At 63.0% G+C, this 20,995-nt stretch carries 18 protein-coding genes and 2 pseudogenes; 10 read left to right on the forward strand and 10 right to left on the reverse strand.

Annotation, left to right across the window (positions count from 1 at the left end; genetic code table 11):
• Nucleotides 1-35 precede the first annotated feature (35 nt).
• The gene (locus tag ACNH6H_RS25400) at nt 36-1,433 is read left to right on the forward strand and encodes an MBL fold metallo-hydrolase RNA specificity domain-containing protein (RefSeq protein WP_418321098.1); all 1,398 of its coding nucleotides are present in this window, start codon (nt 36-38) and stop codon (nt 1,431-1,433) included.
• A gap of 118 nt (nt 1,434-1,551) precedes the next feature.
• On the opposite strand, the gene glk is transcribed toward ACNH6H_RS25400, so the two are convergent.
• Both glk and fabI read right to left on the reverse strand, forming a co-directional pair.
• Nucleotides 1,552-2,523, reverse strand: a complete 972-nt coding sequence (glk, locus tag ACNH6H_RS25405; protein WP_418321099.1) for a glucokinase — start codon at nt 2,521-2,523, stop codon at nt 1,552-1,554.
• Nucleotides 2,524-2,564: 41 nt separating this feature from the next.
• On the reverse strand, nt 2,565-3,377 hold the full coding sequence (gene fabI, locus ACNH6H_RS25410; protein WP_418321101.1) for an enoyl-ACP reductase FabI: 813 nt from the start codon (nt 3,375-3,377) through the stop codon (nt 2,565-2,567).
• Nucleotides 3,378-3,586: 209 nt separating this feature from the next.
• Here fabI and ACNH6H_RS25415 point away from each other — a divergent pair, with 209 nt between their 5' ends.
• The 5 genes from ACNH6H_RS25415 (at nt 3,587) to rbfA (ending at nt 10,325) form a co-directional block, all read left to right on the forward strand.
• A complete protein-coding gene (locus tag ACNH6H_RS25415) occupies nt 3,587-4,081 on the forward strand; it encodes an REP-associated tyrosine transposase (RefSeq protein ID WP_418321490.1) in 495 nt (164 codons plus the stop codon).
• A gap of 243 nt (nt 4,082-4,324) precedes the next feature.
• Nucleotides 4,325-5,002, forward strand: coding sequence for a ribosome maturation factor RimP (rimP, locus tag ACNH6H_RS25420; protein ID WP_418321103.1), 678 nt, complete (start codon nt 4,325-4,327; stop codon nt 5,000-5,002).
• A complete protein-coding gene (nusA, locus tag ACNH6H_RS25425; RefSeq protein ID WP_418321105.1) occupies nt 4,999-6,477 on the forward strand; it encodes a transcription termination factor NusA in 1,479 nt (492 codons plus the stop codon). The genes rimP and nusA overlap by 4 nt, the downstream gene beginning before the upstream one ends.
• An 82-nt stretch (nt 6,478-6,559) precedes the next feature.
• A complete protein-coding gene (gene infB, locus ACNH6H_RS25430; RefSeq protein ID WP_418321107.1) occupies nt 6,560-9,598 on the forward strand; it encodes a translation initiation factor IF-2 in 3,039 nt (1,012 codons plus the stop codon).
• A 364-nt stretch (nt 9,599-9,962) separates the two neighbouring features.
• Entirely contained in the window at nt 9,963-10,325 is a 363-nt protein-coding gene (rbfA, locus tag ACNH6H_RS25435) for a 30S ribosome-binding factor RbfA (RefSeq protein ID WP_418321109.1), read from the forward strand.
• A gap of 22 nt (nt 10,326-10,347) precedes the next feature.
• Here the strand turns inward: rbfA and ACNH6H_RS25440 are convergent, their stop codons facing one another.
• Nucleotides 10,348-10,755 (reverse strand): type II toxin-antitoxin system VapC family toxin, encoded by a 408-nt coding sequence (locus ACNH6H_RS25440; protein ID WP_418321111.1) that lies wholly within the window; start codon nt 10,753-10,755, stop codon nt 10,348-10,350.
• Nucleotides 10,756-10,986, reverse strand: a complete 231-nt coding sequence (locus tag ACNH6H_RS25445; protein ID WP_418321113.1) for a type II toxin-antitoxin system Phd/YefM family antitoxin — start codon at nt 10,984-10,986, stop codon at nt 10,756-10,758.
• 244 nt (nt 10,987-11,230) lie between these two features.
• On the opposite strand from ACNH6H_RS25445, the gene truB reads away from it, so the two are divergent.
• The 4 genes and pseudogenes from truB to ACNH6H_RS25465 form a co-directional block, all read left to right on the forward strand.
• Nucleotides 11,231-12,442: a tRNA pseudouridine(55) synthase TruB gene (gene truB, locus ACNH6H_RS25450; protein ID WP_418321115.1), complete on the forward strand. Its 1,212-nt coding sequence runs from the start codon at nt 11,231-11,233 to the stop codon at nt 12,440-12,442.
• A 204-nt stretch (nt 12,443-12,646) separates the two neighbouring features.
• Nucleotides 12,647-14,470: a translational GTPase TypA gene (typA, locus tag ACNH6H_RS25455; RefSeq protein WP_418321117.1), complete on the forward strand. Its 1,824-nt coding sequence runs from the start codon at nt 12,647-12,649 to the stop codon at nt 14,468-14,470.
• A 57-nt stretch (nt 14,471-14,527) separates the two neighbouring features.
• Complete coding sequence (locus tag ACNH6H_RS25460; protein WP_418321118.1) at nt 14,528-15,823, forward strand: nucleotide sugar dehydrogenase; 1,296 nt, start codon at nt 14,528-14,530, stop codon at nt 15,821-15,823.
• Nucleotides 15,824-15,841: 18 nt separating this feature from the next.
• Nucleotides 15,842-16,528 (forward strand): annotated as a pseudogene (locus ACNH6H_RS25465) (Gfo/Idh/MocA family protein); the annotation flags it as partial.
• Here ACNH6H_RS25465 and ACNH6H_RS25470 read toward each other — a convergent pair.
• The 6 genes and pseudogenes from ACNH6H_RS25470 to ACNH6H_RS25495 form a co-directional block, all read right to left on the reverse strand.
• On the reverse strand, nt 16,526-16,669 hold the full coding sequence (locus ACNH6H_RS25470) for a hypothetical protein (protein ID WP_418321491.1): 144 nt from the start codon (nt 16,667-16,669) through the stop codon (nt 16,526-16,528). The pseudogene ACNH6H_RS25465 and the gene ACNH6H_RS25470 sit on opposite strands and share 3 nt — an antisense overlap.
• 549 nt (nt 16,670-17,218) lie before the next feature.
• Nucleotides 17,219-18,451 (reverse strand): annotated as a pseudogene (locus ACNH6H_RS25475) (nucleotide sugar dehydrogenase).
• Between the two features lie 288 nt (nt 18,452-18,739).
• On the reverse strand, nt 18,740-18,895 hold the full coding sequence (locus tag ACNH6H_RS25480) for a hypothetical protein (RefSeq protein ID WP_418321120.1): 156 nt from the start codon (nt 18,893-18,895) through the stop codon (nt 18,740-18,742).
• Nucleotides 18,896-19,241: 346 nt separating this feature from the next.
• Nucleotides 19,242-19,484 carry a hypothetical protein gene (locus ACNH6H_RS25485; RefSeq protein ID WP_418321121.1) on the reverse strand — a complete coding sequence of 81 codons (243 nt, stop codon included), beginning with the start codon at nt 19,482-19,484 and terminating at the stop codon, nt 19,242-19,244.
• 68 nt (nt 19,485-19,552) lie between these two features.
• Nucleotides 19,553-19,813 (reverse strand): hypothetical protein, encoded by a 261-nt coding sequence (locus ACNH6H_RS25490; protein WP_418321123.1) that lies wholly within the window; start codon nt 19,811-19,813, stop codon nt 19,553-19,555.
• Nucleotides 19,810-20,334, reverse strand: coding sequence for a GTP-binding protein (locus ACNH6H_RS25495; RefSeq protein ID WP_418321125.1), 525 nt, complete (start codon nt 20,332-20,334; stop codon nt 19,810-19,812). Before ACNH6H_RS25495 ends, ACNH6H_RS25490 begins: the two co-directional genes overlap by 4 nt.
• Nucleotides 20,335-20,995 lie beyond the last annotated feature (661 nt).

The raw sequence follows: 20,995 nt of genomic DNA on the forward strand, positions 1-20,995 counted from the left end.
GCAGCATCCGTGAGGTTGAACCGCGGAGAACGGCGATGCAGCTGGAATTCACCCACCATGGCGCGGTGCGAGGCGTCACCGGCTCTTGCCACCAGCTGGCGCTGCCCGATGGCCAGGCGGTGCTGGTCGATTGCGGCCTGTTCCAGGGTGCCGAAACCTCGCCCGACGGCGCCGGCCCCGGCAAGCTCGAAGTCGGCTTTCCGCTCGGCAAGGTGAGGGCGCTGGTCGTCACCCATGTGCACATCGACCATGTCGGCCGCATACCGTACCTGCTGGCGGCCGGATTCAAGGGGCCGATCTATTGCAGCGAGCCGTCGGCGCTGCTGCTGCCGATGGTGCTGGAGGATGCGATCGAGGTCGGGTTCACGCGCGACAAGGCCTTGATTGCCCGCTTCATCGCCCACCTGCGCCAGCAGATCGTGCCGCTGCCCTACAAGCAATGGCAGACGGTGATCGCCGGCTCGCCAAGCCTGCGCGTGCGTCTGCAACCTGCCGGCCACATCCTCGGCTCGGCCTATGTCGAGTTCGAGGCAGAGCATGCCGGCAGCAAGCGCCGGGTCGTGTTTTCCGGCGACCTCGGCGCACCGTATACGCCGCTGCTGCCGGCGCCGCAGTCGCCGCTCGCTGCCGACATCGTCGTGATCGAGAGCACCTACGGCGACCGCACCCACGAGAGCCGCAAGAACCGCCGCGAGCGTTTGCAGGCGCTGTGCGAACACGCCTTCGGGAATGGCGGCTGCCTGCTGGTACCGGCATTCAGCATCGGCCGCACGCAGGAGCTGCTGTACGAGCTCGAGGACATCATCCACCGCAATGCCTCGCGGCCGGCTGCTGCAGGCCTGGCCTGGCGCGAGCTGGACATCATCGTCGACTCCCCGCTCGCTGCCGATTTCACGCGCGGCTACCGCAATCTCGCGCCGCACTGGGATGCCGAGGCGCGCAAGCGCGTCGATTCGGGCCGGCATCCACTGGCCTTCGAACAATTGACGACGGTTGCAGACCATGCTGCACACCTGAAGATGGTCGACAGGCTGGCGCGCAGCGGCCGCCCGGCGATCGTCATCGCCGCCAGCGGCATGTGCGCCGGCGGGCGCATCGTCAATTATCTGAAGGCGATGCTCGGCGATCCGCGCCACGACGTGTTGTTCTGCGGCTACCAGGCGGCCGGCACGCCGGGCCGCGCGATCCAGACTTACGGCCCGCGCGGCGGCCATGTCGACCTCGACGGTCAGCGTTTCCAGATCCGCGCCGCAATCCACACACTCGGCGGCTATTCCGCACATGCGGACCAGAAAGACCTGCTCAATTTCATCGGCCGCATGCGAAGCCCGCCAAGCCAGGTCCGCATCGTCCACGGCGACGACGCCGCCAAGCACACACTCGCCGGGCTGCTGCGGCAGCGCCATCCGGCGATGGAGGTGGTGATTCCGTGACCTCCCACCACCCAATCGCGGCTAAAGCCGCTCCCACGGGCATGCACATGACTTCGTGCCCCGCCGTGGGAGGGGCTTCAGCCCCGCTTCGGGCTGGTGCTGGTAAACAGGATCGCGGCTAAAGCCGCTCCGCCGGCTGCCGCAACGCCTGCGCCGCCCCGCGCAGCGCTGGCGGCGACTTGGCGTCGATCACGTAGGTCGGGATCTCCGCCAGATAGGCCTCGTAGCGGCCCTTTGCGGTAAAGCGCAACCGAAACTCGGAGTTGTCGATCATGTCGCCGAGTTCGGGCACGATGCCACCGCCGATGAAGACGCCGCGGCGGGCGCCGAGTGTCAGCGCCAGATTGCCGGCGACGCTGCCGAGCAGCTTGAAGAACAGGCCGATCGCCTGCACGCACAGCGGATCGACCTTGTCCTTCGCGCGCTGGCTGATCGCCGGGCCGCTGAGCGATTCGAACGGCTCGCCGGCAACTTCAGCGCAGGCCTTGTACAGATTGACGATGCCCGGCCCGGAGAGGGCGCGTTCGGCGGATACATGGCCGAATTCCCGGCGCAGCACCGCAAGCACCGAGTTTTCCCAGTCATCGCCACCGGCCAGCGTCGCATGGCCGCCTTCGCCGGCGATCGCGGCATAACCGCCGCCAGGAACGGGCAGCAGGCCACCGACGCCGAGCCCCGTGCCGGCGCCGAGCAGCCCCCAGGCCGCGTCCGCCGCCGCGACACCATCCCCGACCGGGCGCAGTTCGTCTTCGTCGAGCACCGGCAGCGCCAGCGCCAGCGCGGTGAAATCGTTGATCACGAGCAGCCGCTGCAGGCCCATTGAAGCCTTCATCGCGGCAATCGAGAACACCCATTTCAGGTTCGTCATCTCGACCCGGTCGCCGCGCACTGGCGCCGCAATGCCGATCGCCGCCGATTGCGGTGTCTCGTCGGTGCGCTCGCGCAGGTAGTGCTCGACCATCTCGAGCGCGCCTGGATAGTCCTTGCAGTCGTAGACAGCTTCGGACTCGAAGGCCGGATCGTCGTCGCGCTGCAATGCAAACCGCGCGTGGGTGCCGCCGATGTCGCCGAGCAGCTTGATGTCAGCCATGTGTGCTCCTTCTCAACGGCGATCTCGCGACCGCCGACGCGCTATTCGGACTTGCCTTCGGCGCTGCCGCTGTCCGCCGTCACACCGCCCATCGCGTGGCTGAAACCGCCGTCGACATAGGTGATCTCGGAGGTCACGCCGGCGGCCAGGTCCGACAGCAAAAAGGCGGCGACATTGCCCACATCGTCGATGGTCACGTTGCGTCCGAGCGGCGCAGTCTGCGCCACCGCCTCGAGCATCTTGCCGAAGCCCTTGATGCCGGATGCCGCCAATGTCTTGATCGGGCCGGCCGAAATGCCGTTGACGCGAACGCCACGCGGCCCGACCGCGCTGGCGAGGTAGCGCACGCTCGCCTCGAGCGATGCCTTGGCCAGCCCCATCGTGTTGTAGTTCGGCACGCTGCGCACCGCACCGAGATAACTCAGCGTCAGCAATGCGCTGTTCGGCCGCAGCATCGGCAGCGCGGCCTTTGCCATCGCCGGGAAACTGTAGGCCGAGATGTCGTGCGCAATGCGGAAGGCCTCGCGCGACAACCCGTCGAGCAGATTGCCGCTGATCGCCTCACGCGGCGCAAAACCGATCGCGTGGACAAAACCGTCGAACTGCGGCCAGCTCTTGCCGAGATCTGCAAACAGCGCCTCGATCTGTGCGTCGTCGCCGACATCGCAATCGAATACCAGTTTCGAATCGAATTCCTCGGCATAACCGGTGATCCGGTCCTTGAAGCGCTCGCCGACATAACTGAATGCCAGCTCCGCCCCTTCGCGGTGACAAGCCCGCGCAATCCCGTATGCGATCGAGCGATTCGACAACACCCCCGTGATCAGCAGCCGCTTGCCTGCGAGAAAGCCCATGTTCAGATTCTCCGAAATCAAATTGTGTGAAGACCAAGTGTCGCACGGCTGCCGCGCAATCCAACGTAGGAGCGGCTTTAGCCGCGATAGCAGCCGACGCAGAGCGCCATTCTCGGAAAGACGATCTCTGTTGTCCCCCCACGAAGGCGATACAGGGACACAGATCGCGTTGAAGAATCGCTGCCATGTCTCTCCGGGAAAGCCTGCCGATGCCCCACCAATCTGCGCTGCGACGAGGCCGGCGCCCTGCTGACATCGGGAGGGCCTATCTGGTGACCACCTGCACCGATGGCCGGAAGCCGATACTTGCGGATTGGCGAGTTGCCCGGATCGTGGTGCTCGAAATGCGCCGGCTTGACGAGGAACTGGGCGCCGTTCGCTCGCTGGCGTGGGTCGTGATGCCCGACCACTGGCATTGGCTGCTACAACTCAACGAGTCGCCTGACCAAAGTTTCGATCTGTCCGAAGTGATGCGCGCGGCCAAAGGCCGTTCGGCGCTGGAGATCAACCGGATGCTCAAGCGCACAGGCAAGGTCTGGCAGGCCGGCTACCACGACCACGCCCTTCGCGAGGAGGAGGATTTGCAGGCGATTGCGCGCTATGTCATTGCCAATCCGCTGCGAGCGGGCTTGGCTGATGACATTGGCGAGTTTCCCTCCTGGGATACCGCGTGGCAGGTGGGCGACATCGTGGCGGTCGACTGAGCGGCCGACGATGCAATCGCGGCTAAAGCCGCTCCTACGTTGGAATGCATCTAAAGCCGCTCCTACGTTGGATCGCGGCTGACGCCCCTCCTACGCAAGAAACGCCCGACTTCCTTGCCCGGCCTCCCGCACCGCGCTACAATACTGGTTTCCCAAGAAAGCTGCATGGGCGGATTCTTCCGGCCCATTTTTTTTGCCTGAACCGATTTTGATCGCTCGATTGCCGAGAGGACGCTGCACTTCGTGAACTGGTTGGACGCCGTTGAACGCACCGTGACTGCCCTGGGGTACGACCTTGTCGATACCGAGCGGGCGGGTGGAGGCTTGCTGCGCGTCTATATCGACCGGGTGCCCGGGCACGATTACGAGACCGGCGCCGGTGAGTTCATCACCGTCGACGATTGCGAGAAGGTCACGCGTCAGTTGCAGCATGTGCTCGAGGTCGAGGGCGCTGCCTACGAGCGGCTCGAGGTGTCGTCGCCGGGCCTGGATCGGCCGCTGAAGCGCGAGGCCGATTACGCGCGTTTTGCCGGCGAAAACGTCGCGATCACGCTGAAGCTGCCGTTCAAGGGGCGGAAGAAGTTTCAGGGGTTGTTGCAGCGGGCCGGAGAGGGGTGGCGGCTGGTGCTGAAGCAGCCGGAGGCGAAGAAGGGGAATGTGAAGGGCAAGGGGCCGGTGAAGGGCAAGAAGGTGGAATCGGGGCTGAAGCCCCTCCCACAAGCAATCTCTCCACAGGGCGCTTCTCAAGAAGAAGCCCCCCAGCTCGCCCTCGATTTCACCCTCGACGAGGTGCGCGAAGCCCGGCTGGTGCCGGTATTGGATTTCAAGGGGCGCCGCTTTACCGAGCAGGCAGCCTCGCAGACGGCATCGGCAGACGCGCCGGTGGCCGGGGATCATGTTGACGGAGGTCGTGACAAATGAATCGCGAGTTGTTGATGCTGGTGGACGCGATTTCGCGCGAAAAAAGTGTGGAGCTGGAGGTCGTCTTCGGCGCCGTCGAGGCGGCGCTCGCGTCTGCCTCGAAGAAGCTGCATGGCGGCGAAGTCGACATCCGCGTCACCGTCGACCGTGAAACCGGCGAATACGAGACCTTCCGCCGCTGGCACGTGGTGCCGAACGAGGCCGGCCTGCAACTGCCCGATTCCGAAATCCTGCATTTCGAGGCCGCCGAGCAGATTCCCGACATCGAGGTCGGCGACTACATCGAGGAGCCGGTCGATTCGGTCTCGATCGGCCGCATTGGTGCCCAGGCCGCCAAGCAGGTGATCCTTCAGAAGATTCGCGACGCCGAGCGCGAGCAGCTGCTGACCGATTTCCTGTCGCGCGGCGAGAAGATCTTCGTCGGCACCGTCAAGCGCCTCGACAAGGGCGACGTGATCGTCGAATCGGGCCGTGTCGAGGGGCGGCTGCGCCGCAGCGAGATGATCCCGAAGGAAAACCTGCGCTCCGGCGACCGCGTCCGCGCCTACATCGCCGAGGTCGACCCGACGCTGCGTGGCCCGCAGATCCTGCTGTCGCGCAGCGCTCCCGGCTTCATGATGGAACTGTTCGCACAGGAAGTGCCGGAAATCGAGCAGGGCCTGCTCGAGATCAAGAGCTGCGCCCGTGACCCGGGCAGCCGCGCGAAGATCGCCGTCGTCTCGCACGACAAACGTGTCGATCCGATCGGCACCTGCGTCGGCGTGCGCGGCTCGCGCGTCAATGCCGTCACCAACGAGCTCGCCGGCGAGCGTGTCGACATCGTGTTGTGGTCGGCTGACCCGGCGCAGTTCGTGATCGGCGCGCTGGCGCCGGCCAACGTGCAGTCGATCGTCGTCGATGAGGAACGCCACGCGATGGACGTCGTCGTCGACGAGGAAAACCTCGCGATCGCGATCGGCCGCGGCGGCCAGAACGTCCGCCTGGCGAGTGAACTCACCGGCTGGCGCATCAACATCATGACCGCCGAGGAGTCGAGCGCGAAGCAGAATGCCGAGTCGGAGACCGTGCGCGCGATGTTCGTCGACAAGCTCGACGTCGACGCCGAGGTGGCCGACATCCTGATCGCCGAAGGCTTCTCGAGCCTCGAGGAAGTGGCCTACGTGCCGATGCAGGAAATGCTCGAGATCGAGGGTTTCGACGAAGATACCGTCAACGAGCTGCGCACCCGTGCCAAGGATGCGCTGCTGACGATGGAAATCGCCAAGGAAGAGAAGGTCGATGACGTCTCGCAGGACCTGCGCGACCTCGAAGGCCTCGACACCGAGCTGATCGGCAAGCTGGCCGACGGCAACGTCCACACTCGCGACGACCTCGCCGACCTTGCGGTCGACGAGCTGACCGAGATGACCGGCATCAGCGAAGAAGATGCCAAGGTGCTGATCATGAAGGCACGCGAACACTGGTTTACCGCCTGATCGACGATCGACCAGGCAGCAACCTGCCCGCGCCCGCCTTTCGACCCGCAGCACCGCTAGACAGAAGCAAGGAAAGTACACAATGGCCGTGACCACCGTCGCACAACTCGCCGCCGAGCTGAACCGCTCCGCCACCGCACTGCTGGAGCAGCTGCAGCAGGCTGGCGTCGGCAAGGCGTCGACGGACGACGCCTTGACCGAAGTCGACAAGGAGCGCCTGCTCGACTACCTGCGCACCAGCCACGGCACTGCCGCCGGCGGTGAGCGCCGGAAGATCACGCTGACGCGCAAGTCGACCAGCGAGATCAAGCAGGCCGATGCCTCCGGCAAGGCCCGCACGATCCAGGTCGAAGTCCGCAAGAAGCGCACCTTCATCAAGCGCGATGACGTGCCGAGCGGTGTCGAGGAGCAGACCGCTGCCGACGCCGAAGCCGAACTCGCCCGCCGCGAAGCCGAGGCCGAGAAGCAGGCCGAGGCGCTGCGCCAGCAGGAGGCTGAAATGGCCGCCCAGCGCAAGGCGCGCGACGACGCTGCCCGCGCCGAGCGCGAAGCCGCCGAGGCGCGCGAGCGCGAGGCCGCCGAGAAGGCGCAGGCCGACGCCGCAGCCGCGGCTGCCGCCGCGGTGGAAACCGCGAAGGCGAAGCCGGCTGAGGAAGAAGGCAAGCCGGCCGCCAAGCCCGCCCGTTCCGCAAAGGCGAAGGCCGAGGCGCGCGCTGCCGCCGAAGCCGAGGCCGCTGCGCTGAATGCCAGCGCGCGCAACCGCGGCGCCGCAAAAACCGCGCCGAAGGCCGCCGATGAGGAAGAGCCGAAGCCGGTGCCGGCGCGCGACGCCGCGAAGCCGGGCGAAGCCAGCCCGGTGGCCGCCGACATCAATCCGGCGCCGACGCCGGCGCCGACCCCGCTGGAGGCGCCGAAGGGCCCGTTGCGCGTGATCAAGGCTGCCGACGTCGTCGACGAGGAAAAGCAGCGCAGCGTCGAGCTCGCCAAGCGCCGCAAGGCCGCTGAAGACGAAGCCGCCGCGATCCGCGCGATGATGAACGCGCCAAAGCGCGTGCTGACCGCGAAGAAGGAAGAGCCTGCCAAGCCGGAAGCCGGCAAGGAAGGCATCAAGGGCACGATCCACAAGCCGGCCGGTGCGCCGGGTGCAGTGCCTGCTGCCGGCAAGCCGGGCGACAAGAAGTCGCTGAAGTCCGAGAAGCTGTCGTCGAGCTGGGCCGATGACGCCGCCAAGCGCCGTGGCCTGAAGACGCGCAACGATTCCGGTGGCGGTGGCCGTCCGGGCTGGCGTGCGCCGCGTGGCGGCCGCCGTGGCGACCGCAACGACAGCTCGCAGTCGACCTTCGTCGCGCCGGTCGAATTCCAGGCGCAGGAAGTGCACGTGCCGGAGACGATCAGCGTGTCCGACCTCGCGCACAAGATGAGCGTGAAGGCGAGCGAGGTGATCAAGCAGCTGATGAAGCTGGGCCAGATGGTTACGATCAACCAGCAGCTCGACCAGGAAACGGCGATGATCGTCGTCGAGGAGATGGGCCACACCGCGATGGCCGCCAAGCTCGACGATCCGGACGCCTTCCTCGAGGAGGAAAACGAGGACGAAGGCGATCACGAGATGCTGCCGCGTGCGCCGGTCGTCACGGTCATGGGCCACGTCGACCATGGCAAGACCTCGCTGCTCGACCAGATCCGCCGGGCACGAGTGGCCGCCGGCGAGGCGGGCGGCATCACCCAGCACATCGGCGCCTACCACGTCGATACGCCGGGGGGCATGATCACCTTCCTCGACACCCCGGGTCACGCGGCGTTTACCGCGATGCGGGCACGTGGTGCGAAGGCGACCGACATCGTGATCCTGGTGGTCGCTGCCGACGACGGCGTGATGCCGCAGACGAAGGAAGCGATCAGCCACGCGAAGGCCGCCGGCGTGCCGCTGGTCGTCGCGATGAACAAGATCGACAAGCCCGAAGCCAACCTGGAACGCCTGAAGAGCGAGCTGGTGGCCGAGGAAGTCGTGCCGGAGGAATTCGGTGGCGATTCGCCGTTCGTTCCGGTCTCCGCGAAGAGCGGGCAGGGCATCGACAGCCTGCTGGAAGCGGTGCTGCTGCAGGCCGAGGTGCTGGAGCTGAAGGCGCCGGTCGACACGATGGCCAAGGGCCTGGTGATCGAAGCCAAGCTCGACAAGGGCCGTGGCCCGGTCGCCACCGTGCTGGTGCAAAGCGGTACGCTGAAGCGCGGCGACGTCGTGCTGGCCGGCTCCAGCTTCGGCCGGGTGCGGGCGATGCTCGACGAGAACGGCAAGCCGATCGACGAGGCCGGCCCGTCACTGCCGGTCGAGATCCAGGGCCTGACCGAGGTGCCGCAAGCCGGTGACGAGTTCATCGTGCTGGCCGACGAGCGCCGCGCTCGCGAGATCGCGACCTTCCGCCAGGGCAAATACCGTGAAGTGACGCTGAACAAGCGCCAGGCCGCCAAGCTCGAGAACATGTTCGAGACGATGGGCGAAGGCCAGGCGCAGGCGCTGCCGCTGATCGTCAAGGCCGACGTGCAGGGTTCGCAGGAGGCGCTGGTCCAGAGCCTGCTGAAACTCAGCACCGCCGAGGTCAAGGTGCAGGTGGTGCACGCTGCGGTCGGTGGCATCAGCGAGAGCGACATCAACCTCGCGATCGCGTCGAAGGCCGTGATCATCGGCTTCAACGTCCGCGCCGATGCGCAGGCCCGCAAGCTCGCCGAAGGCAATGGCGTCGATCTGCGTTACTACAACGTGATCTACGACGCCGTCGACGAGGTCAAGGCCGCGATGACCGGCATGCTGGCGCCGGAGCAGAAGGAAGAAGTCATCGGCACCGCCGAGATCCGCACCGTCTTCGTCGCATCGAAGATCGGCACGGTCGCCGGCTCGATGGTCACCGCCGGCGTCGTCCGCCGCGGTGCACGCTTCCGCCTGCTGCGCGAAAACGTCGTCGTCTACACCGGCGAAGTCGAGTCCGTCCGCCGCATCAAAGACGACGTCCGGGAAGTGGCCGCCGGCTTCGAGTGCGGTATCAAGCTGAAGAACTACAACGACATCAAGGAAGGCGACCAACTCGAGTTCTTCGAAGTCAAGGAAGTGGCGCGGACGCTGTAAGGCCGGGGGTGCATTTTTGGGATGGGCTACCCCTTGTGGAAGGGGCGGCCATTGTGGGAGGGCTGCATTTGTGGGAGGGGCTTCAGCCCCGATTCAGGCTCTGGGATAGATAAAAATCGGGGCTGAAGCCCCTCCCACAGCCATGCCACCCGCAGAGCAGCCGCCCGTTCGCACACCCAGCCTCATCACCCCCTCTCCCCACCGGGGAGAGAGCCGGGGTGAGGGGCCGACCATGCGACCATAGGCCCCTGCATCTGCTGCTTCCGATTTCGACCGAACTGCACCCCCAAACCCCGCCACCCCCAAAGCTGGCGGGGTTTGCCTTTATAAACACCCAAAGACTCTGCCAAAGGAGCAAAACGCCATGCGAAACAAACGCGCCATCCCCAACCGCAGCTTCCGCATCGCCGACCAGATCCAGCGTGACCTGGCCGAGCTGATCCGCGAGCTGAAGGACCCGCGCATCGGCATGGTGACGATCCACGCGGTTGAGGTGACCCCCGACTACGCCCATGCCAAGGTCTTCTTCTCGGTGCTGATCGGCGACCCGCAGGAGTCCGAAACCGGCCTCAACGAGGCGGCAGGCTTCCTGCGCAACGGCCTCTTCAAACGCCTGCAGATCCACACCGTGCCGACGCTGCACTTCCTGTTCGACCGCACGACAGAGCGGGCTGCCGAGCTGAACGAACTGATCAAGCAGGCGAATTCGACGCAGGCGAAGGATTGAGAATTGTGCGAAGGGCTGAACCTCACCACAACATCCTGCACCCAAATGCCGATAGCGCCGCATCGCAGCTGACCAGCGTCAATCCTTGCAGCTCGCTTTGCGCAGCCAGCATCCGGTCGAATGGATCACGGTGCTCGATTGGCCAGGAGCCGGCTCGCAAGGCATGTCGTTGATCGATTGCAAGCGGTGTAAAGCCGTCGGCATTGAGCAGTTCGACAAGTCGCGTGGCAGCCTCCGGCACCCCAGGCAATTTGCCGAGGCGCTGCTTGGTCGCAATTTCCCAGGCGCTGGCCGCGCTGACAAAGATCTCGTTCGCTTCGTCCATCAGGGCGCTGCGCACGGCGGCCGACAGTCGCGGGTCGTCGGTCCACCACCAGATCAGGGCGTGCGTATCGAGCAAGAGACGCAACTGGCCGACTTGCTCGCTCACTCACTCCTCCCAGGCATGCAACTCCTCATCTGGCAACGCGTCGAAAAAACTGTCGCCGAGCCTCCCCGGCAACCGGCCCGGTTGCCGTCGGGCCGGGGCGCGCTCCAGCGGCACCAACCTGGCGTAGGGTTTGCCAGCCTTTGCCAAGATGATCTCCTGCCCGGCATGGGCCATATCGAGCAGGCGTGAGAAATGGGTCTTCGCCTCGTGAACGTTGACAATGGTGCTCATGGAAGCATCATGGACTTAGTCCAGTAGGTTAGTCAAGCGCCCTGTATACGCTGCCTCGGCCTGTAGGAGCGGCTTCAGCCGCGATTCCCTCCGGGGCTGGGCAACGAATCGCGCCTTCAAGCCACTTCCCCAATAGAAGAATCAACCACACCGCGGCAAGCGCAGCGGTACCCCAGTCCTGCCTCGCCGCATGAAATCCGCCCCCCGATCCCGCCCGCGCATCCCCCGCCGTCCCGTCCACGGCGTGCTGCTGCTCGACAAGCCGCTCGGCCTGTCGAGCAACGACGCATTGCAGAAGGTCAAACGCCTGTTCCGCGCCGAAAAGGCCGGTCACACCGGCACTCTGGACCCACTTGCGACGGGCCTGCTGCCGCTCTGCTTCGGCGCAGCGACGAAGTTTTCACAGGTGAGCCTCGACGCCGACAAGCGCTATACCGCGACGCTGCGCCTCGGCGTGACGACGACGACGGCAGATGCCGAAGGCGAGGTGCTGGAAACCCGCCCGGTGCAGATGCCCGACGGCAGACCGATCAGCCCTGCCGATATCGAGGCGGTGTGCGGGCGGTTTGTCGGCCAGATCAAGCAACTGCCGCCGATGTATTCCGCGCTGAAACGCGACGGCAAGGCCCTCTACGAATACGCCCGAGCCGGCATCGAGGTCGAGCGCGAGGCGAGGGCGGTGACGATCTTCTCGATCAAGGTGCTGGATGTGGCTGGTGGAGAAATCGGGGCTGAAACCCCTCCCACAGAGCCGGCCAAGGCTACTGCGGAGAGCCTGAACGGTGGACTGCCCGTAGGAGGGGCTTCAGCCCCGATTCAGGCTGGTGCAGCTGCAGCAACCGGGCCCGAAGCCCCTCCCACAAAGCCCGCCCAGCCTGCTGCAAAAAGCTCGGTTGAGAGAATGACTGTGGGAGGGGCTTCAGCCCCGATTCGGGCTGGTGCTGCACCTGCAATCGCGGCTAAAGCCGCTCCTACGGCAATCGGCGCGAATGAGGCACCAGCCCTCATCACCCTCGACATCCGCTGCTCCAAAGGCACCTACATCCGCACGCTCGCCGAAGACATCGGCAAGGCACTCGGCTGCGGCGCCCATCTCGCCGCCCTGCGCCGCACCGAAACCGGCCCGCTGACCCTGGTCACCGCCCTGACCCTCGCCCAACTCGAGCAAATGGACGAACCCACCCGCGATGCAACGCTGCTCCCAGCCGATATCCTCCTCGCCGACTGGCCGACCGTCCGCCTGGCGCCCGAAGACGCCGCCCGCTTCCTCAACGGCGTCCGCCGCCGCCTGCCACTTTCAGATGCCCCCCACGTGCGCGTCTACGGCCCGGAGCCAAAAGCCTTCCTCGGCAGCGGCCACATCGCCGGCGGCGAACTGATCAGCGACCGGCTGTTGAGCCCTGTCGAAGTGCAGGGTCTGCTCGACCAGCCTTTCCCGGCGCTCGGCAATGCATAGAGCGCTGGCCATCCCCGTTCTTCCGTAGGAGCTTCAGCCGCGATCCCTCGGCGCCACCCAACACGCAAAACGCGGCCACAAAGCCGCATGTTCTCTCCCGCAAACCCGCCTCCCGCACCCCCACCGCAGCATTCCCCCCACACCCCTGGAAGGCGCCCCGATAAATCGCGGACAATGCTAGGTGCTTCTCAAATCAGCTACGTAATGACTTCCCGACAGATTCGAAATATCGCCATCATCGCCCACGTCGACCATGGCAAGACCACGCTGGTCGACCAACTGCTGCGCCAGAGCGGCACCTTCCGCCAGAACGAGAAGGTGGCCGAGCGCGTGATGGACAGCAACGACCTCGAAAAAGAGCGGGGCATCACGATCCTGTCGAAGAACTGCGCGGTCGAGTGGAAGGGTACCCACATCAACATCGTCGACACCCCGGGCCATGCGGACTTCGGCGGTGAGGTCGAGCGGGTGCTGTCGATGGTCGACAGCGTGCTGCTGCTGGTCGACGCCGTCGAAGGCCCGATGCCGCAGACCCGCTTCGTCACGAAAAAGGCGCTGGCGCTCGGCCTGAAGCCGATCGTCGTCGTCAACAAGGTCGACCGCCCCGGCGCCCGCACCGACTACGTGATCAACGCCACCTTCGACCTGTTCGACAAACTCGGCGCCACCGAAGACCAGCTCGACTTCCCGGTCGTCTTCGCCTCCGGCCTGAACGGCTGGGCGACGCTGGAAAAAGGCGTCACGGGAACGGATCTTGCCCCTCTGTTCGATTCGATGCTCGAACACGTCCCCGCCCACGACGGCAGCCCGGAAGACCCGCTGCAACTGCAGATCTGCTCGCTCGACTACTCCACGTATGTCGGCCGCATCGGCATCGGCCGCGTCAACCAGGGCACGCTGAAGCCGATGCAGCAAGTGGCCGTCTACAGCGGCCCGGACAGCACGCCTTTCAACGCCCGGATCAACCAGGTGCTGAAGTTCGAGGGCCTCGAGCGCCAGCAGGCCACCGAAGCCGGCCCCGGCGACATCGTGTTGATCAACGGCATCGAGAACATCGGCATCGGCGTGACCATCACCGAGATCGAGCGCCCGGTGCCGCTGCCGATGCTGACCGTCGACGAGCCGACGCTGACGATGAATTTCCAGGTCAACAACTCGCCGCTGGCTGGCCGGGAAGGCAAGTTCGTCACCAGCCGGCAGTTGTGGGACCGCCTGCAGCGTGAGCTGCAGAGCAACGTGGCACTTAGGGTGACCGAGACGGACGAGGACGGCGTCTTCGAGGTTTCAGGCCGAGGCGAACTGCACCTGACGATTCTGCTGGAGACGATGCGCCGCGAAGGCTACGAACTCGCTGTCAGCAAGCCCCGGGTGGTGTTCCGCACTGATGAGAACGGTGACCGGTTGGAGCCGATTGAGATGGTGACGGCTGATGTCGAAGATCAGCACCAGGGTGCGGTGATGCAGGCGATGGGCGAGCGGAGAGGCGAACTCGTCAATATGGAGCCGGATGGGATGGGGCGGGTGCGGCTGGAGTACCGCATCCCGGCGCGCGGCCTTATTGGTTTCCAGAATGAATTCTTGAACCTTACCCGTGGGACTGGGTTGATCAGCAATATCTTTGATGGGTATGAGGCGTTCAAGGGAGATATCGCAGGTCGCAAGAATGGCGTGTTGATAAGTCAGGATGATGGTGAGGCGGTGACCTATTCCCTCGGCAAACTCGATGATCGCGGGCGCATGTTCGTCAAGGCCGGCGATCCATTGTATGAAGGCATGGTGATTGGCATCCACAGTCGGGACAACGATCTAATCGTGAACGCGGTGCGCGGCAAGCAGCTGACCAACTTCCGCGTGTCTGGCAAGGAAGACGCGATCAAGATTACGCCGCCGATCCAGCTGACGCTAGAGTATGCCGTGGAGTTTATTGCCGACGATGAACTGGTGGAAATAACCCCCAAAAGCATCCGCATCCGCAAGCGTCATCTGAAGGAGCACGATCGGAAGAAGGCCTCGCGAGACGCCGCCTGATCACTCCCCTGTCCTGTAGGAGCGGCTTCGGCCGCGATTCCTCACTCAACATCACCTATGGATCTGGACAACAAAACAATTGCCATCATCGGCCTTGGTTACGTCGGTTTGCCCCTCGCCGTGGAATTTGGCAAGAAGCGGCCAGTCATCGGCTTCGATATCAACGCAGCCCGCGTACAAGAACTGACCGAAGGCTGCGACCATACGCTGGAGTGCACAAGCGAAGACCTGATCGGGGCTCGGCAACTATGCTTCAGTTGCGAGCCCGAAGATCTACGCGAAGCCCGCATTTTCATCGTCACCGTTCCGACGCCTGTGGACAAGGCTAATCGTCCTGACATGGCGCCGCTGATCAAGGCCAGCCGGACTGTTGGAAAGGTGCTGAAACCGGGAGACGTAGTCATCTATGAATCCACCGTCTATCCCGGGGCCACGGAGGAAGTGTGTGTTCCGGTGCTGGAGGCGCAAAGCGGTCTAAAGTTCAACGAAGGCTTCTTCTGCGGCTACAGCCCGGAGCGGATCAACCCAGGCGACAAGGTGAACACGCTCACGACGATCAAGAAGATCACCAGCGGCAGCACCCCTGACGTGGCCGACGCCGTAGATGCCCTCTACGGCCAGATCATCACGGCAGGCACCTACAAGGCCACCAGCCTGAAGGTGGCCGAAGCCGCCAAGGTTATCGAAAACAGCCAACGCGACCTCAATATCGCCTTCGTTAACGAACTGTCGGTGATCTTCGATAGGATAGGCATCGACACCTTGGAAGTTCTCGAAGCGGCCGGCAGCAAGTGGAACTTCTTGCCGTTCAGGCCAGGCATGGTTGGCGGTCACTGCATTGGCGTAGACCCCTACTACCTTACCCACAAGGCTGAAGAACTGGGTTACCACCCACAAGTCATCCTTGCTGGCCGGCGAATCAACGACAACATGGCGCGCTACGTAGCGCGCAACACCATCAAGCGCATGCTGCAAAACGGCATGGACGTGCCGCGATGTCGAATCGGCGTGCTAGGAATTACCTTCAAGGAAAACTGTCCCGACATCCGCAACAGCAAGGTGGTGGATTTAGTGCGCGAATTCAGAACATGGGGTGCGGACGTAGTGGTTGCGGACCCGTGGGCCGATGAAGAGGAAGTTGCCAATGAGTATGGCCTTCGCCTTGGCAGTGTCGATGCGACAAATCCAGTAGATGCCCTTGTCGTGGCGGTGGGTCACGCGGAGTTCAGACGGGCCACACCATCAGATTTGCGGGCATTTTGCCGAGGCTACAGCCCAGTGCTGGCAGACGTTAAGAGCCTATATGACCGGAAACTTGCCGCCGCGGCCGGATTCACGGTTTTCCGCCTCTAACAATCCGACTTTCATCAGATGAAATACTTCGCCCTCGTCGGTGCCGCCGGCTATATCGCGCCGCGCCACATGGAAGCTATTAAAGCCACCGGACACGAATTGGTCGCGGCCTACGACCCTAATGACTCGGTCGGAATCATCGACAGCCATTTCCCCGATGCCGACTTTTTCACTGAGTTCGAACGCTTCGACCGACATGTCGATAAACTCCGACGCGCTAAGGGAAGGCGGGCAATTGATTATATCTCGATCTGCTCACCCAACTATCTTCATGATTCGCACATGCGTTTTGCGTTGCGTTCGGGGGCGGATGCAATCTGCGAAAAGCCCCTCGTCCTCAACTCTTGGAATATCGACGGACTTCTAGAAATCGAACGCGATACGGGGCATAAGGTAAACACAATCCTGCAACTGCGCGTGCATCCCGCGATCGTCTCGCTGCGAGAGAAGATTCAAAACGAATTGCGCCAATCCAAACACGAAGTTGACCTCACCTACATTACCTCGCGTGGCAATTGGTATCTACAGAGTTGGAAGGGCGATCCAAAAAAGTCAGGAGGGATTGCAACGAACATAGGGGTGCATTTCTTCGATATGCTCCATTTCGTTTTCGGGGAACTGCAGGACAACGTGGTCCACTTGACCTCCGATACAAAAGCCGCCGGGTATCTTGAATATCAGAAAGCGAGAGTCCGATGGTTTCTATAGATAGCTGGATGACCACGTTGCCGAATAGAAACCATCGGACTCTCGCTTTCTGATATTCAAGATACCCGGCGGCTTTTGTATCGGAGAGATGAAGTGGACCACGTTGTCCTGCAGTTCCCCGAAAACGAAATGGAGCATATCGAAGAAATGCACCCCTATGTTCGTTGCAATCCCTCCTAACTTTTTGGATCACCCCTCCAACTCTGTAGATACCAAGTACCACGCGAGGTAATGTAGGTGAGGTCAACTTCGTGTTTGATTGGCGCAATTCGTTTTCAAATCTATATTCGCAGCGAGACGATCGCGGGATGCGCGCGTTGCAGGATTGTGTTTACCTTATGCCCCGTATCGCGTTCGATTTCTAGAAGTCCGTCGATATTCCGAGGGGCTTTTCGCAAACGCGACGTGGAGTCATTGAGACGTCGTGAGCAAGAATCGAGATATAATCAATTGCCCGCCTTTTGTAGCACGTCGGAGTTTATGGACAGTGTCGGTCGAAGCGTTCGAACTCGGTCGAAAAAGTCGGCATCGGGGAAATGGCTGTCAAGATGATTCCGACCGAGTCATGAGGGTCGTAGGCCGCGACCAATTCAGTACTGCAGGTGGCTTTAATAGCTTCCATGTGGCGCGGCGCGATATAGCCGCGGCGCCCAACGAGGCGAGGTCTAATTGATGAAAGTCGGATTGTTAGAGGCGGAAAACCGTGAATAGGCCGCAGCGGCAGTTTTCCGGTCATATAGGCTCTTAACGTCTGCCAGCACTGGGCTGTAGCCTCGGCAAAATGCCCGCAAATCTGATGGTGTGGCCCGTCAAACTCCGCGTGACCCACCGCCACGACAAGGGCATCTACTGCAATTGTCGCATCGACACTGCCAAGGCGAAGGCCATACTCATTGGCAACTTCCTCTTCATCGGCCCACGGGTCCGCAACCACTACGTCCGCACCCCATGTTCTGAATTCGCGCACTAAATCCACCACCTTGCTGTTGCGGATGTCGGGACCGTTTCCTTGAAGGTAATTCCTCACGCGCCGATTCGACATCCATGCCGTTTTGCAGCATGCGCTTGATGGTGTTGCGCGCTACGTAGCGCGCCATGTTGCTCATTAATTCGCCGGCCAGCAAGGATGACTTGTGGGTGGTAACCCAGTTCTTCAGCCTTGTGGGTAAGGCGTGATGGGTCTACGCCAGATGCAGTGACCACCGACATGCCTGGCCTGAACGGCGAGGAGTTCTTGCTGCCGGCACTTCGAGAACTTCCAAGGTGTCGATGCCTATCCTATCAGAAGATCACCGACAGTTCGTTAACGAAGGCGATATTGAGGTCGCGTTGGCTGTTTTCGATAACCTTGGCGGCTTCGGCCACCTTCAGGCTGGTGGCCTTGTAGGTGCCTGCCGTGATCGTCTGACCATCAAGGGCATCTACAGCCGTCGGCCACGTCAGGGGTGCTGCCGCTGATCTTCTTGATCGTCGTGAGCATGTTGGCCTGGGTTGATCCCGCTCGGCTGTGGCAGAAGCCTTGGTCCCGCTTCACTTGGCAGCCCTCCGTGGCCCCGGGATAGACGGTGGATTCATAGATGACTGCGTCTCCCAGTTTTCAGCACCTTTCCAACAGTCCGGCTGGCCTTGAATAGCGGCGCCATGTCAGGACGATTAGCCTTGTCCACAGGCGTCGGAACCGTGATGAAAATGCAGCTTTTCGTGAGATCTTCGGGCTCGCAACTGAAGCATAGTTGCCGAGCCGAATAGGTCTTCGCTTGTGCACTCCAGCGTATGGTCGCAGCCTTCGGTCAGTTCTTGTACGCGGGCTGCGTTGATATCGAAGCCGATGACTGGCCGCTTCTTGCCAAATTCCACGGCGAGGGGCAAACCGACGTAACCAAGGCCGTAGAGTTGTCCAGATCCATAGGTGATGTTCAGTGAGGAATCGCGGCCGACCGTCCTACAGGACAGGGGAGTGATCAGGCGGCGTCTCGCGAGGCCTTCTTGGATGGTTACCTCTTTCAGATGACCACTTGGGATCGGATGCTTTTGGGGGTTATTTCCACCAGTTCATCGAGTCGGCAATAAACTCCACGGCATACTCTAGCGTCAGCTGGATCGGCGGCGTAGATCGATCGCGTCTTCCTTGCCAGACACGCGGAAGTTGGTCAGCTGCTTGCCGCGCACCGCGTTCACGATTACAGATCGTTGTGCAAGGGATGCCGATCACCATGCCTTCAATGGATCGCCGGCCTTGACGAACATGCGCCCGCGATCATCGAGTTTGCCGAGGGAATAGGTCACCGCCTCGCCGGTGACCTGGTTAGTCAACACGCCATTCTTGCGACCTGCGATATCTCCCTTGAACGCCTCATCTTTCATGAGAAGATATTGCTGATAGACCCGGTGCACGGGTAAGGTTCAAGAATTCATTCTGGAAACCAATAAGGCCGCGCGCGTCTCGTGTTGACCGCCGCCCCATCATCGTCGTCGAGCAACGCTCCACCGGCCACGCCTGCATCACCGCACCCTGGTGCTGATCTTCGACATCAGCCGTCACCATCTCAATCGGCTCCGACATGGTCGACACCACCCGGGGCTTGCTGACGGCGAGTTCGTAGCCTTCAGCGGCGCATCGTCTCCAGCAGGAAGTTCGCCTCGGCCTGAAACCTCGAAGACGCCGTCCTCGTCCGTCTCGGTCACCCTAAGTGCCACGTTGCTCTGCAGTTCACGCTGCAGGCGGTCCACAACTGCCGGCTGGTGACGAACTTGCCCGGCCAGCCAGCGGCGAGTTGTTGACCTGGAAATTCATCGTCAGCGTCGGCTCGTGGACGGTAGGCGTCGGCCACGTGGCGCCGATCTCGGTGATGGTCACGCCGATGCCGATGTTCTCGATGCCGTTGATCAACACGATGTCGCCGGGGCCCACTTCGGTGGCCTGCTGGCGCTCGAGGGCCTCGAACTTCAGCACCTGGTTGAAATGCGGCCGTGAAAGGCGTGTTCGCGGCTGCTGTAACGGCCAGCTTTACCTGCATCGCTTCAGCGTGCCTGGTTGACGCGGCCGATGCCGATGCAAGCCGACATACGTGGAGTAGTCGAGCGAGCAGAATCTGCAGTTGTAGCGGGTTCGGGCTCGTCGTGGGCGGGGACGTGTTCGAGCATCGAATCGAACAGAGGGGCAAAATCCGTTCCGGTCGCATTTCCAGCGTCGCCCAGCCGCCGGAGGCGAAGACGACCGGGAAGTCGAGCTGGTCTTCGGTTGGCGAGTTTGTCGAACAGGTCGAAGGTGGCGTTGATCACGTAGTCGGTGCGGGCGCCGGGGCATGACCTTGTTGACGAGTCGATCGGCTTCCAGGCCGACGCCACGCCTTTTTCGTGACGAAGCGTGTGCATCGGGCCTTCGACGGCGTCGACCAGCAGCGGCGCGCTGCGTCGACAGCACCCGCTCGACACCACACCGAGAAGTCCGCATGGCCCGGGGTGTCGACGATGTTGATGTGGGTACCCTTCCACTCGACCGCGCAGTTCTTCGACAGGATCGTGATGCCCCGCTCTTTTTCGAGGTCGTTGCTGTAGGTCGCGGCGGCGCACCTTCTCGTTCTGGCGGAAGGTGCGCTTCTGGCGCAGCATCTGGTCGACCACGTGGTCTTGCCATGGTCGACGTGGGCGATGATGGCGATATTTCGAATCTGCTCGGCGATGCATACGTAGCTGATTTGAGAAGCACCTGGCGTTCTGCCACGATTTATCGGGGCGCCTTTTGCAGGGGTGTGGGGGAATGCTGCGGTGGGGTGCGGGAGGCGGGTTTGGGGAGAGAACATGCGGCTTTGTGGCCGCGTTTTGCATGTTGGGTGGCGCCGAGGAGTAAGGTACAGACGGGGATGGCCAGCGCTCTATGCATTGCCGAGCGCCGGAAAGGCTGGTCGAGCAGACCCTGCACTTCGACAGGGCTCAACAGCCGGTCGCTGATCAGTTCGCCGCCGGCGGAGATGTGGCCGCTGCCGAGGAAGGCTTTTGGCTCCGGGCCGTGACGCGCACGTGGGGGGCATCTGAAAGTGGCAGGCGGCGGCGGACGCCGTTGAGGAAGCGGCGGCGTCTTCGGGCGCCAGGCGGACGTCGGCGAGGAGGATATCGGCTGGGAGCAGCGTAGGCTGGTCACTTGCTCGAGTTGGGCGAGGGTCAGGGCGGTGACCGGGTCAGCGGGCCGGTTTCGGTGCGGCGCGGGGCGGCGATGGGCGCCGCAGCCGAGTGCCTTGCCGATGTCTTTCGGCGAGCGTGCGGATGTAGGTGCCTTTGGAGCAGCCGGATGTCGAGGGTGATGAGGGCTGGTGCCTCGTTCGCACCGATTGCCGTCAGGAGCGGCTTTCCACCGCGATTGCAGGTGCAGCACCAGCCCGAATCGGGGCTGAAGCCCCCCTCCCACAGTCGCGTTCTTCTTCAACCGAGCTTTTTTGCAGCAGGCTGGGCGGGGTTTGTCGGGAG

Origin of the sequence: Pseudideonella sakaiensis, from assembly GCF_048320135.1 — a bacterium.
GTDB classification, from domain to species: domain Bacteria; phylum Pseudomonadota; class Gammaproteobacteria; order Burkholderiales; family Burkholderiaceae_C; genus Ideonella_A; species Ideonella_A sakaiensis_A.